12 protein-coding genes and 1 tRNA gene are annotated in these 12546 nt (G+C 68.0%); 8 read left to right on the top strand and 5 right to left on the bottom strand.

All coding sequences use genetic code 11. From position 1 onward, the window contains the following. Positions 1 to 241: 241 nt before the first annotated feature. From ACSU1G_RS05930 to ACSU1G_RS05940, 3 genes are all read left to right on the top strand, one after another. Positions 242 to 652, top strand: coding sequence for a DUF3052 family protein (locus ACSU1G_RS05930; protein ID WP_439278998.1), 411 nt, complete (start codon positions 242 to 244; stop codon positions 650 to 652). 75 nt (positions 653 to 727) lie between these two features. Beyond that, a complete protein-coding gene (locus ACSU1G_RS05935; RefSeq protein WP_439278999.1) occupies positions 728 to 1357 on the top strand; it encodes a uracil-DNA glycosylase in 630 nt (209 codons plus the stop codon). Positions 1358 to 1499: 142 nt separating this feature from the next. Further along, the gene (locus tag ACSU1G_RS05940) at positions 1500 to 2531 is read left to right on the top strand and encodes a hypothetical protein (RefSeq protein WP_439279000.1); all 1032 of its coding nucleotides are present in this window, start codon (positions 1500 to 1502) and stop codon (positions 2529 to 2531) included. 126 nt (positions 2532 to 2657) lie between these two features. Here ACSU1G_RS05940 and ACSU1G_RS05945 read toward each other — a convergent pair whose 3' ends face one another. Then, on the bottom strand, positions 2658 to 3761 hold the full coding sequence (locus ACSU1G_RS05945) for a mandelate racemase/muconate lactonizing enzyme family protein (protein ID WP_439279001.1): 1104 nt from the start codon (positions 3759 to 3761) through the stop codon (positions 2658 to 2660). Next, positions 3758 to 4795, bottom strand: coding sequence for a LysR family transcriptional regulator (locus ACSU1G_RS05950; RefSeq protein WP_439279002.1), 1038 nt, complete (start codon positions 4793 to 4795; stop codon positions 3758 to 3760). Before ACSU1G_RS05950 ends, ACSU1G_RS05945 begins: the two co-directional genes overlap by 4 nt. A gap of 209 nt (positions 4796 to 5004) precedes the next feature. Here ACSU1G_RS05950 and ACSU1G_RS05955 point away from each other — a divergent pair, with 209 nt between their 5' ends. After that, positions 5005 to 6579: an SLC13 family permease gene (locus ACSU1G_RS05955; RefSeq protein WP_439279003.1), complete on the top strand. Its 1575-nt coding sequence runs from the start codon at positions 5005 to 5007 to the stop codon at positions 6577 to 6579. A gap of 23 nt (positions 6580 to 6602) precedes the next feature. Here ACSU1G_RS05955 and ACSU1G_RS05960 read toward each other — a convergent pair whose 3' ends face one another. Continuing rightward, a complete protein-coding gene (locus ACSU1G_RS05960) occupies positions 6603 to 7250 on the bottom strand; it encodes a LytR C-terminal domain-containing protein (RefSeq protein ID WP_439279004.1) in 648 nt (215 codons plus the stop codon). Between the two features lie 91 nt (positions 7251 to 7341). Between ACSU1G_RS05960 and ACSU1G_RS05965 the strand changes: the two genes are divergently transcribed. Further along, positions 7342 to 8271, top strand: a complete 930-nt coding sequence (locus tag ACSU1G_RS05965) for a haloacid dehalogenase (protein ID WP_439279005.1) — start codon at positions 7342 to 7344, stop codon at positions 8269 to 8271. Between the two features lie 74 nt (positions 8272 to 8345). Next, positions 8346 to 9401 (top strand): isopenicillin N synthase family dioxygenase, encoded by a 1056-nt coding sequence (locus ACSU1G_RS05970; protein ID WP_439279006.1) that lies wholly within the window; start codon positions 8346 to 8348, stop codon positions 9399 to 9401. A gap of 81 nt (positions 9402 to 9482) precedes the next feature. Here the strand turns inward: ACSU1G_RS05970 and ACSU1G_RS05975 are convergent. Continuing rightward, positions 9483 to 9555, bottom strand: a tRNA-Ala gene (locus ACSU1G_RS05975). Between the two features lie 408 nt (positions 9556 to 9963). On the opposite strand from ACSU1G_RS05975, the gene ACSU1G_RS05980 reads away from it, so the two are divergent. Both ACSU1G_RS05980 and ACSU1G_RS05985 read left to right on the top strand, forming a co-directional pair. Further along, complete coding sequence (locus tag ACSU1G_RS05980) at positions 9964 to 11673, top strand: sodium:solute symporter family protein (protein WP_439279007.1); 1710 nt, start codon at positions 9964 to 9966, stop codon at positions 11671 to 11673. A gap of 42 nt (positions 11674 to 11715) precedes the next feature. Continuing rightward, positions 11716 to 11844, top strand: coding sequence for a putative transporter small subunit (locus ACSU1G_RS05985; RefSeq protein WP_439279008.1), 129 nt, complete (start codon positions 11716 to 11718; stop codon positions 11842 to 11844). A 154-nt stretch (positions 11845 to 11998) separates the two neighbouring features. On the opposite strand, the gene ACSU1G_RS05990 is transcribed toward ACSU1G_RS05985, so the two are convergent. After that, positions 11999 to 12499 carry a DUF456 domain-containing protein gene (locus ACSU1G_RS05990; protein ID WP_439279009.1) on the bottom strand — a complete coding sequence of 167 codons (501 nt, stop codon included), beginning with the start codon at positions 12497 to 12499 and terminating at the stop codon, positions 11999 to 12001. Positions 12500 to 12546: the final 47 nt, after the last annotated feature.

Genomic DNA, 12546 nt, shown 5'->3' on the forward strand with positions numbered 1-12546 from the left:
GTACGTCGTGTCCCCTGTGCGAACCCCTCCGCGTGATGACCACTGCAGGATAGGCGACCCGCAGGGAGCCCCCGGACCGGTCACTGAACATGACGGGTTCCACGGATCCGGGCGACGGCCAGGCACCTCGCGGAGGAGCCCCCGGGAGGCGCCCGGCCGGCGTCGTCCCCCAGCTCTTTCCGGGCACAGATCACTGGTCATCTCTGCCCGGAAAGCAGTGGATGGGGGGCAGAATGGGGACATGGCCACCACCCCGGAACAGCCCGCCCAGCCCGCGAAGTCCTCCAAGACCACCGCCGAGAAGCTGTTCATCAAGCCGACCGACACCCTCTACCTCGGCGGGGGCCACCAAGGACTGCACGCCCTGCTGGACCCCCTGCCAGAAGGCGTGACCCTGACCCAGGAGATCACCCGGGCCACGGCCATCATGCTGTTCGCCCAGGACCAGAAGTCGCTGGACGGGATGCTGGATGACTGGCTGGAACCCGCCCTCGGCGCCCGCCTGCTGTGGATCGGCTACCCCAAGGGCGGGCGTTCCGACATCAACCGGGACACCATCTGGAAGGACCTCGAGGCCCGCGGGCACCGCCTGAACGCGAATATCCCGCTCTCCGAGGAGTGGTCCTCGGTCCGGGTGCGCACGGCCTCGTAGACTGGAGGCAGCGCGCCGGTCCCATCCGGCCGGTGCACCACACATCAACACTGAGGGACAGCATCCATGCGCCACATGTCCGACCCTGCCTACGTCGCTGACTGCCAAGACCGCATCCACGACGAGAACATCGCCCCGATCACCCAGCTCTGCGACTCCCTGAAGACCGCGGACAAGGGCACCGTGCCCTACGTCGACCCCTTCTACGACGTGGATGGGGCCCGGATCCTCGTGCTCACCCCGGCACCCGGACCCGGCACCGCGTCCGGCTTCCTCTCGCACGAGAACGACGACGACTCCTCCGAGCGCCTGCTCCGCGTCTTCGCCGCGGCGGGCCTGGACCCGAAGCACACCATCCCGTGGACGGTCCACCCGTGGACCCAGGACGACTACGCCCTGAACCTCACGAAGGACCGGATCACCAGCGGCATCAAGCCCTTCAACCGCTTCCTCAAGAAGGTCCCCCGCGTGGTGGCGATCATGGCCCACGGCGGCGAGGCCCAGAAGCTACTCAAGGCCTTCCAGGCCACCATCGGCGGCACGGTGCTGACCGACAAGGCCATCAAGGTCTTCCACGCGCCGGCCCTGCAGACCCAGACCTCCAACAAGAAGCTCACGCCGGAGGAGATCGAGGACCAGATGGTCGAGGTCTACGGCCAGGCCATGCGCCTGTGCGGCATCCGGCCGCTCGTCAACGAGGCCTGACCGTCCGGGCGCAAAGTGACGCCGCCCCCACCGTTGTGACGTGAGTCCGTCACTTTGCGCCCCGCCCAGCCCTTCGTCATCATCATCCACAGCGTGTGGATAACCGTGGGGACGGCCAGCCTCCGCTGGGATGCTGGAGCGCATGGATGACATGGATGAGCGGTTCACTCCCCTGCCCGTGCTGACCCCGGGGAACGACGGCGGCCGGTCCCGGAAATCGCTGAGTCGCGCCTTCGCGGCAGGAGACTTGGTCCGGGTGCGCCACGGCTTCTACGTGGACACTCCGATCTGGCTCGGGGCGAGCTCATCCCAGCGCTTCATGACCACCGTCAAAGCCGTCGCGGGTCGCCTGCACCAGCCGGTCTTCACCGGTGCCACCGCCCTGACGTTGCAGGGGATCCCCCTCGCGGAGACACCGGCCACGGTGGACGTCGTCACCTCGACGCCGTCTCGGGCGGGGCTGCAGACCACTATGCCCGGGTATCATGAGGCCCATCTGCGCGATGCGGACGGCGTTCCCTACATCCACCGGACCCGAAATGTCTTCCGGGAACCACCCTTCAACTTGAACGAGCCGCTGTGGCCCGGCCTCCACACATCACTGCGGTGCGTGGACCTGGGCGAGCACCTGGTGGACACCTTGACAGGCCTGGACTTCAGCGGCGCACTGATGGTCACCGACAGCCTGCTGTCCGGCCGCAACCGGGAAGGGGTCCGGTTCGGTCGGAACGAACTGGAAGAACTGCTCAGCCGGGAGACCTCGGGCACCGCCACCTCACCCCTGGGCCGCGTGTTCCGTCACGCAAGCCATCTCAGCGAGTCACCCGCGGAGTCCCTGAGCCGAGCCCGGATGATCGAGTTGGGATTCGAGATCCCGCAGCTCCAGACCTACCTGACCGGGGCCGACGGCGTAGAGTACCGCGTCGACTTCTGGTGGGAGGAGCTGGGCCTGATCGGGGAATCCGACGGGTGGGGCAAGTACTCAACCGGCGGTGCCGATCCGGCAGAGTCGCTCCGCCGGGAGAAGCGACGGGAGGACGCTCTCCGCGAGCGCGGCTACCGGTTCATCCGCTGGGACTGGACCGATGCCTCGGATCCCCAGCGGTTCGCGGAACTGATGGTGCGCAACCGGGTGCCGCGCCGGCGTCGGGCCTCGATCCGGTGGTCCGCCTGACCCACCTGAAACACCTGAAACACCGGATCCACCGGGTCCGCCGGCCGGACCGCCCCGCGACTTGGGCACAAAGTGACGCCGCCCAGTCACGATGGTGGGGGCGGCGTCACTTTGCGCCCGTAGGGTTCAGCGGTCGGTGCGGTACCGGGCCAGCTTGTCCTCATTGACCTCCGCACCGACACCCGGCAGATCCCGCACGGAGATCCGGCCGTCCACGATGGAGATCGGGTCGGCGAGCAGGTCATCGGACATGTCCAGGAAGTTGGACAGCTCCCCGGCCCGGCGGGAGGTGGCCTCGTGCGCCGCACCGAAGGTCACGGTGGCCAGCGAGCCGATCTGGGTGTCGATCTGGTTGCCCATGGTCACGTCCACGCCGAGCCCCGTGCACAGCCCCAGGATCTCGGTGGCCTCGGTGAACCCGGAACGGGCCGTCTTGATGCAGATCGCGTTGCAGCCGCCCGAGAGCAGCTCGCGCGAGGCATCTCCGGCCGTGGGCACGGATTCGTCCCCCACCACGGGGATGGGCGACTTCTCCACCAGACGGCGGCGGCTCATCGCCTCCTTGGCATCGCAGGGTTCCTCCAGCAACGTCAGGCCCAGCCCCTCGGTCTGCTGCAGCACCTGCATGGCCTCGTTGGCGGTCCAGCCGCGGTTGGCGTCCAGGTAGAGCTCCACGTCCTCGCCGAGCCCCTCCCGCAGCACGCGGCAGGCCTCGATGTCCAGGGACAGCGGGCGGCGTCCGACCTTGAGCTTGAAGGTGGTGATGCCGTATTCCTCGCCGAACCGCAGTGCCTCGTCCAGCAGTTCCTGGGCCGGCTTGAACCCGAGCATGTGGGAGACCCGCATCGAGTCGGTCCACCCGCCGAGCAACTGGTGCACCGGCCGGCCGACGGCCTTTCCAGCGAGGTCCCAGAGGGCGATGTCCACGGTGCCCTTGGCGACCTGGTTGTTGATGGTCCGGCGCATCACGGCGTGGACCTTTTCGCGGTCGAAGGGGTCAAGGCCGACGACCTGCGGGGCGAAGATCTCCTCCACCACGTTCTTGATGGACACCTGCGTCTCCCCGTAGGTGTAGGGACGCGGCGGGGCGTCGGCCAGCCCGGTGACCCCCTCATCCGTGTGGATCTTCACCAGCACGTGGTCGGCGGTCTCCACGGAGCCGGAGGCGAACTTCAGCGGGTGGTGGTACGGGATGGCGTAGGGGATGGCTTCGATTCCGGTGATCTTCATGGGCGCTCCTGGGGGGCTGGGTTCGTTCTGGTCGGGACGGTCGGGGTGGGCACAGAGTGACCGGGATGCGTCACTTCGGCGGGGGTGGGGTCACTTTGCGCCTCGGGGGTGGGGTGGGGACGGCGTGGGGACGGGGCGGCGGGCAGGTGGCGCACCTCGCCCACGACACGGTGGACGAGGGACCGGAAGTGCGGGATGAGCGCGGAGCGGCTGTCCCGCTTCCAGGCCACGGCCAGGCCCACCTCGGGTGCCCCGATGAGTTCGCGGTAGGCGACCGGGGAGGCGGCGGCACGGCGGGCACCATCGGGCACCAGGGCCAGACCCATCCCGGCACCCACGAAGGCCAGCAGGGTCGAGGTCTCCGTGGCCGCCTGCACCACGCGGGGCCGGAAGCCGGCCGCGCGGCAGGCCTCCGAGGTGATGGTGGCGACGGCGGAGCCCTGCGGGTAACCGACGAATTCCTCCCCCGCCAGCTCTGACAGAGGGATCGGACCACCGCCGGTGGCCAGGCGGTGGTGTGCGGGCAACGCCACGACCAGGCTGTCCCCCTCCAGCGTGTCCAGCACCAGGTCCGAGGACTGCACGGGAGGGCGCAGCACGGCGGCGTCCAGACGGTTCTCCAACAGGCCCTGCTCGATCTGCGGGGTGAGCATCTCCCCCATCACGTGCAGCCGGACGCCGGGCAGTTCCCGCCGGGCCAGCTGTACCAGGGACGGCATGACCCGGTAGGTGGCCGAGCCCACGAAGCCCACGCGCAGCACCCCGGCCGCGCCGTCACCGACCTCCTTCACGTCCTGGGTGAGGGCATCGACATCGGCCAGGATCTGGCGGGCCCGCTCGAGCATGAGCTGCCCGGCGTCCGTGAGGTCCACGCGGCGGGTGGTCCGCTCGAACAGCTTGGTGCCGAGGGTGGCCTCCAGCTGCTTGATCTGTTGGGACAGGGGCGGCTGGGCCATGTGGAGCCGCTCGGCGGCCCGCCCGAAGTGCCGCTCCTCTGCCACCGCCACGAAGTAGCGCATCTGGCGCAGATCCACCGGCGCCACCCCCTCTCTGAAGTCATCCCCGGCGCCTGCCGTATTTCGGTCCAGCGTAGGGATGATCTGACTCACAAGTGAAAGACCAGTTCGGGTCGTATTAGAACTTTCATCATATCAATGAGACTTGAATGTGTACTTCTGTCCCTGTATTGATTCACGTACGGTGTGTTGACTCACACTTTCAGACCCGTTCAAGGATCAATGCGATGACACAGTCCACCCCCGAGGCCGTCGAGCCGACGCCGGGCCTCGAGCCAGACCTGCAGACCGAACCGCAGACCGAACCGCAAGGCGACGCCATGGATGCTGGCGGCAAGCGCAACTGGTGGCTACTGGCCCTGGGGCCGGTCGCCGGCCTGGTGCTGGCACTGGTGTTGCCGGCGTCGTTGTCCTTCGAGGGACGCGCCGTGGCCGGCTGCGCCCTCTGGATGGCGATCTGGTGGATGACCGAGGCCGCACCCATCCCCGTCACCTCCCTGCTGCCGCTGGTGTTCTTCCCGCTGTTCGGGATGGGCAGCATGGCCGAGGTGGCCGCGCCCTACGCCAACTCGGTGGTCTTCCTCGTGATGGGCGGCGTCATCCTGGGCCTGGCCACCGAGAAATCGAACCTGCACCTGCGCGTGGCACTACTGACCATCCGCATGATCGGCACCAGGCCGGCGCAGATCGTGCTCGGCCTGATGGTGGCCTCGGCCTTCATCTCCGCCTGGGTCTCCAACACCGCCACGGCGGTCATCATGGTGCCGATCGCGGTCTCCATCCTGCAGCTGGTCCGTTCCGTGGATCCGGCAGCAGCCGGCAAGAAGTTCGCCGCCTCCCTGCTGCTCGGTGTGGCCTACGGCGTGACCATCGGTTCCACCGCCACCCTGATCGGCCAGCCGCCGATGGCCCTGATGAAGGCCTACCTGCTCGAGTCCCACGGATATGACCTGCAGTTCGGCCAGTGGATGCTCATCGGTGTCCCGTGGGCCGTGGTCATGGTGCTCATCGCCTGGCTGGTGCTGACCAAACTCGTCTTCCGTGCCGAGGTCTCCGAGATCCCGGGCGGCAAGCAGATGATCAAGGACGAGCTGGCCAAGCTTGGCCGATTCACCACCCCGGAACGCCGGGTCGGCATCATCTTCCTGATCGCGATCTTCTTCTGGGTCGCCGTCCCCTTCATCGCGGACATCCCGGCTGTGGCCTCAGCCCTGCCGTTCCTCAGCGCCATCTCGGACACCCAGGTGGCCATGGGTGCCGCCATCGCCTGCTTCCTGGTCCCGGCCCAGAAGCGCTCCGCGGACTCCAACGGCACCCCGCTGCTGCGCTGGTCCGCCGCCAAGGAGATCCCCTGGGGCCTGCTGCTGCTCTTCGGCGGCGGCCTGTCCCTGTCCGCCATGTTCACCGCCACCGGCTTCTCCGAGTGGCTCGGCAACCAGGTCGGCGCCCTGCAGGGGGTGCCCGCCTGGGTGGTCATCCTGATCGTGATCGTCGTGGGCCTGGCCCTGACCGAGCTGACCTCCAACACCGCCACCGCCGCCGCGTTCTTCCCGATCTTCGGCGCAGTGGCCGTCGGCCTGGGCATGGATCCGCTGTTCATGACGATCGCCGTGACCCTGGCCGTCTGCTCCGCCTACATGCTGCCCGTGGCCACCCCATCCAATGCCGTGGCCTTCAGCTCGGGCGAGGTCTCCATCAAGCAGATGGTGCGGGCCGGCGTGTGGCTCAACCTGATCTCGCTCGGCCTGGTCATGCTCGTGATGTACACGCTGGTGCCGGCGGTGTTCCCCGGCGGGATGTGAGATCGGGCCCCGGGGGCGACCACTCAGCCGAGCGCCGCTGTCGGGGCCTCGGTCTCCAACCGCTGGCAGTCCAGCGGCCCGGCCTCGGTGGACACGGACTCCTCCGGCACCAGGCCCTGGTACTGGGTGCCCATGATGACGTGCACCGTGTCCTCCTCCCGCTCGTCCGGCAGGTAGACCGAGCCCTCGATGTTCCGCTGGACGGCCAGCGAGGTCTCCCGGCCACCGGCCCCGGAGACGATGACCGCCACCATGTTGGCCGTGGTGAACCCCTTGTTGCCGACCCCGCCGATCACGAAGTCCCGCGCCTCGAGGGCGTTGGCCACGTCCCCGGCCAGCCCGCCGATGGTGGTGCCGTTGTAGACAGTGACGGTGGACTCCTTCGAGTACGCCACGTCCCCCGCCGGGCAGAGGACCGGCTCGGGCGGTGGGGCCGCCTCCCATCCGGGGATGGCCCACTCCCCCCGCAGCACCTGCAGCGCCGTGAACGCCGTCCCCGCCACCACCAGTGCCACCAGCACCAGGGCGATCGCGTGCCGCCGGTGGCGACGGCGGCGGTCCCGGGCCAACACCCGCGGGTCCACCGCACCGAAGTACCGGCCGAGGTCCCGCTCCGTGAAGATGCGCCGCCCGTCCGCCTCGCGGCGCGGATCTTCCTGCGGGCTGGGCACTGAGGACCCCCTTCGGCGCGAGCGGACTGTTGTGCGCACCACACTAGGCGAACACCGCGGGCACCGGCACTGGGAGACCTAGGCTGGGTCCATGCGCACACTTCCCCCCGTCGGACTGCTCCTGGACGTGGACGGCCCCATCGCCTCCCCCGAGACCCGACGGGTCCCCGAGGGCATCCTGACGGCCCTGGTCCAGCTGGCCGGCCGGGGCATCCCGGTGGTGTTCAACACCGGGCGTTCCGCCGACTTCATCCTCCAGCAGCTCGCCACCCCGCTGCTGGCCGCCGGCCTGCCCGCCGACGCCCGATTCCATGCGGTCTGCGAGAAGGGCGCGGTGCGGTTCTCCTTCGCCTCCCTCGCCGACCAAGGGCACGACGCCGGCCTGCCCTCGGCCACGCGCGGCACCTCGGTGCCCGGCTGGGTCGAGGTCGACGCCGCCATGCGGCTTCCGGCCGACCTCGAGTCACGCCTGGTCCGGCTGCTGGGCGACTACACGGACACCATGTTCTACGACGACACGAAGCTGGCCATGTTCTCCGCCGAGATGAACGTCGGGGAGTCACTGGAGCGCTACCGCGAGGCCCAATCCCGTTTTGAGACCGAGGTGACTGAGCTGCTCGCCGCACAGGGTTCCGAGTCGGCGCACGGCGGGGGCTTCCAGCTGGATTCGACCATCATCTCCTCGGACGTGGAGCACGTCTCGAGCGGCAAGGACCTCGGTGCGGCCCGGGGCTGGGACCGGGTCGCCGCGGACGGGGAGCTGCCGGTGCAGTGGTTCACGTGCGGGGATTCCCGGACGGATTACGCCATGGCCGACTGGCTGCACGCCCGCGGGGTTCCGGTGACCCACGTGGACGTCCGCCACGAGGACGGCATCCCCGAGACGGCGTATCCGGTCCTGACCGGTGAGGACCTGGCGATCCGCGGCTACGGGAGGCCCGAGGCCCGCCACGAGGAGGCGGGACAGGCACTGCTGGAGTGGGCATTAAACACCAACGGACTCCCCGACGCCACGATGTGACGTTTTCCCGTCACCCGGGGTAGCGCAAGGCAACGTGCGCGCTGAGGCGGGCGCCGACGTCGTTCACTGGTCCCATGACTTCTGCGTTCCCTGACTCCGCGGCCGTCCCGGCAGAGCTGGACATCCCGGTGCTGGACCTGTCCACCATGCGTGCACCGGACGGTTCCTTCGACCCGGACTTCCTGGACCGGTTGCGCCATGCGGCCCATCACGTGGGCTTCTTCCAGATCGTGAACTACGGCGCCGCCGCGGGCCAGGTGGACGAACTGTTCCGGGTGACCGCCGAGTTCTTCGCCCGCCCCGAGGAGGAGAAGCTGGTGCTGCACAACCAGAACTCCCCGCATTACCGCGGTTACTCCTCGGTGGGTGCCGAACGCACCCAGGGCCGCCCGGATTCCCGCGAGCAGATCGATTTCTCCCCCGAGCGCGCACCGGTCCCGGCCGAACGGATCGCCCCGGGCGAGGAGTACTGGCACCTGCAGGGCCCCAACCAGTGGCCGGCGGACATGCCGGAGCTTGAGTCCACCGCCATGGCGTGGACCGCCCTGATGGACCGGGTGGGTGAGGACCTGCTCAAGGCGCTGTGCGTCTCCATCGGTCTGGACGAGGACCACTTCGCGGAGCCGTTCAGCGGCGACCGCGCCTGGATGGGCAAGCTGGCCCATTATGTGGGCGGCGTGAAGGAGGCCGGCGCCCAGGGCGTGGGCCTGCACGCCGACTACGGATTCATCACCCTGCTGCTGCAGGACCTGGTGGGCGGGCTCGAGGTGCGCCCCTACGGCCAGGACGAGTGGCTGCCGGTCGAACCGATCCACGGGGCGCTCGTGGTGAACCTCGGCGAGATGCTGGAGGTGGCCACCGGCGGCTACCTGATGGCCACCATCCACCGGGCGGTCGCCCCCGACGAGGGCGTGGACCGCTATTCCGTGCCGTTCTTCTACTCCCCCCGCCTGGACGCCGTGATCGAGCCGGTCGAGCTGCCGGCCGAGCTGGCCGCCGAGGCCCGGGGCGTCTCCGACGATCCCACCAACCCGATGCTCGCGTCCTTCGGCTCCAACATGCTCAAGGGTTTCGTCCGCGCGCACCCGCAGGTCACCGCGAAGTTCCACCCGGAGCTGGCGGGCAAGTAGCCGACTCCCCAAAACCTCCCGGCAGACAACAGACCCCCTGCTTCCCTTTGTTTACAAGGGATGCAGGGGGTCTGACTTTTGTGGAGCCTAGGGGAATCGAACCCCTGACCTTTTCATTGCGAACGAAACGCTCTACCAACTGAGCTAAGGCCCCTCAGGCCTCCGGAGTCACTGCCGGGAGGCGCTTCGCCAGCATACTCCCGCCACCGCCCGCACTCCGAATCCAGGTCGGCAAGACCGCGTCGATCCGCCCGGCGGCCTCGCTTTTTCGCCTGATTGTCGACAATCCAACTGGTGTTGCGGTTGCAAACATGAGAGACTTCAGCGGTTGGCTTCAATGCCGATGCCGGTACCAGTGAGCCCAGAAGGGTGCATGCACCAGTCATGCAGACCCGCGGATGACTCCTGCCGGGAGCGGCCTGAAAGGTCGTCAGAGATGGCCCCAGTGGCCATCACAGGTGGTCCGAGGGGACCGCCGGCAGCCGGAGTCGGCTGCCACCTCGCGGTCCGCGGAGCATGAAGCGCGGGCCGCTGTCATTGTCGCCGAGATGGAAGGACCGGGATGCCACCCGCTCAGGAGTTCAATCAACTAGGAATTATGGCAGTGGTGCTGCTGCTGATCCTCTTCTACGGCGGAACGATGTGGATGTCCGTGGGCATCAGCCGGAAGAAGGAGAACGCCGACGGCTACATGACCGCCGGCAACAACATCGGTTTCGGTATCTCGGCGGCCTCGATGACCGCCACCTGGATCTGGGCCTCCTCCATGTACGCCTCCGTCACCGCGGGCTACACGTACGGCATCTCCGGCCCCATCCACTACGGGCTCTGGGGCGCCCTGATGATCCTCTTCATCTACCCCTTCGGCAAGCGCATCCGTAAGGTCGCGCCACGCGCCCACACCCTCGCTGAGGTCATGTACGCCCGCCACGGACGCTCCTCCCAGCTCATGCTGGCCGGCTCCAACGTCCTGGGCTCGCTGATCTCGCTGACCTCCAACTTCATCGCCGGTGGCGCGCTGATCTCCATGCTCTCCCCGATGAGCTTCGGCACGGGCATCCTCATCATCGCCGGCGGTGTGCTGATGTACACCCTGTGGTCCGGCTTCCGCGCCTCGGTGCTCACCGACTTCGCCCAGGTGATGTTCATGCTGGGCGCCGCCGTCGTGATCATCCCGGTGATCTTCTTCGTGGCCGGCGGTCCGGACATGTTCGAGGCCGGCGTGGCCGCCGGGAACGTCACGCCCGAGCAGCAGAACTTCTTCTCCTCCGAGGCGTTCATGAACCAGGGCGCCCCCTACATCGCCGCCGTGTTGGCCTACGCGATCGGCAACCAGACCATCGCGCAGCGCCTGTTCGCAGTGCGTGAGGACCTGATCAAGCCGACCTTCGTGACGGCCACCATCGGCTACGGCGGTTCCGTGATCGGCATCGGCATGCTCGGCGTGATGGCCCTGTACCTGGGCATCGAACCCATGGGCGGAGACATCAACAACCTCCTGCCGCAGATGGCCGGCACCTACCTCGGCCCGATCCTGCTGGGTCTGGCCTTCATCATGATCATCGGCGCCCTGTCCTCCACGGCGGACTCCGACCTGGCCGCCCTGTCCTCCATCATGATGGCGGACGTCTACGGACAGTCCGTGGGCAAGAAGAACGCCAAGCCGAAGACCATGCTGCTGGTCGGCCGCATCTCCATGATCGTGGCCACGGGCGCGGCGTTGTACTTCGCCACGGCGCAATTCAACATCCTGGACCTGCTCGTGTTCGTCGGCGCCCTCTGGGGCTGTCTGGTGTTCCCGGTCATCGCCTCGTTCTACTGGCCCAAGGTCACCAACGCGGCCTTCTCGTTCGGCGTGCTCGCCGCCCTCGTGACGTTCCTGCCCGTGCGCTTCGAATGGTTCGCGTTCACCGGCTTCCTCGGCCTGAGCGTCGAGGTGCTGGCCACCATCGGTATCGGCGTGGTGCTCGGGATCATGTCCTTCGGGTTCTTCGGCCTGAAGCCGGCCCTCTGGATCGGCTCGATCGCGGTGCTGGCCGCCGCACCGTTCACCATCGGCGGCATCGTCACCGGCGGGCTGCGGGAGTACACCGTGCTCTCCGCCTCGCTGGTCGCCTACGCGGTCTCCTTCCTGGTCACCTACCTGATGTCCTTCCGCTCGAAGATGGACTACGACTTCGATCGGATCAAGGACATCACCGGCGACTTCGACACGGAGACCCCGATGACCGCCGAACAGGTGGTCATCGCGGCCAAGGCCGACCGCGCCTGACCGAGACCGCTTCAGAGCACCACCGACCAGAAAGGAAGCATCATGACCATCGCATTGACCATCTACGTGCTGATGTGGCCCGTGATCGTGGCCGCCGTCCTGTTCTTCATCGCTCGCGGATTCTTCCGTGACGTGCGGGAATCCAAGAGGGCGGGCCTGCCGATCATCTGACCGGCCCACCCCCACGCTTTGCGGGCAGAGATCACCAGTGATCTCTGCCCGGAAAGTGAGAGCAACGACGGCGGGGGGGGACCTTCCCAAGGTGACGCGCCGCCGTCGTTGGTTCCGTCTGTCCTGCCGTCCTGCGTTCTGAAGGCGGGACCGGTCAACGGTTGAGGAAGTGCACCAGGGTGCCGATGGCGAAGGAGGAGGCGGCCAGCGCGGCGCAGCCGAACTCGACCAGGATCCCCAGCCCCATGGACTTCAACGCCTCCCAGGACGACCGCGCGGCCGCCTTGAGGTCTCGGCGCCGCACGTACTCGGCACCGAGCAGCCCCGCGGCGAAGCCCACGAACAGGCCGATGACCGGGATGACGAACATCCCGACGATCGCACACACCACGCCCACGATGACGGGCCCGTTCGGGATCTTCTCCCGCCGCATGGTCCGGCCGGTCAGCACCGCCGAGGCGCTCATCCCCGCGATCGCCAGGCCGGCCCCGATGATCGCCGCCGTCCAGGCAGCGGGAGAGCCGAGGATCCAGGCCCAGGCGATCAGCGTGATGACGGTGAGGATGGAGCCGGGCAGGATGGGGATGATGGTGCCGAGCACGGCCACCGCCAGGAGCAGGCCGGCGATGACGGTGGTGATGATCTGGTAGTCCACCTGCCCAGTATGCCTCCGGTGAGGCGGCCCCCTTCGAAGTCTGTCCC

The organism is Microbacterium sp. A93, assembly GCF_051842835.1.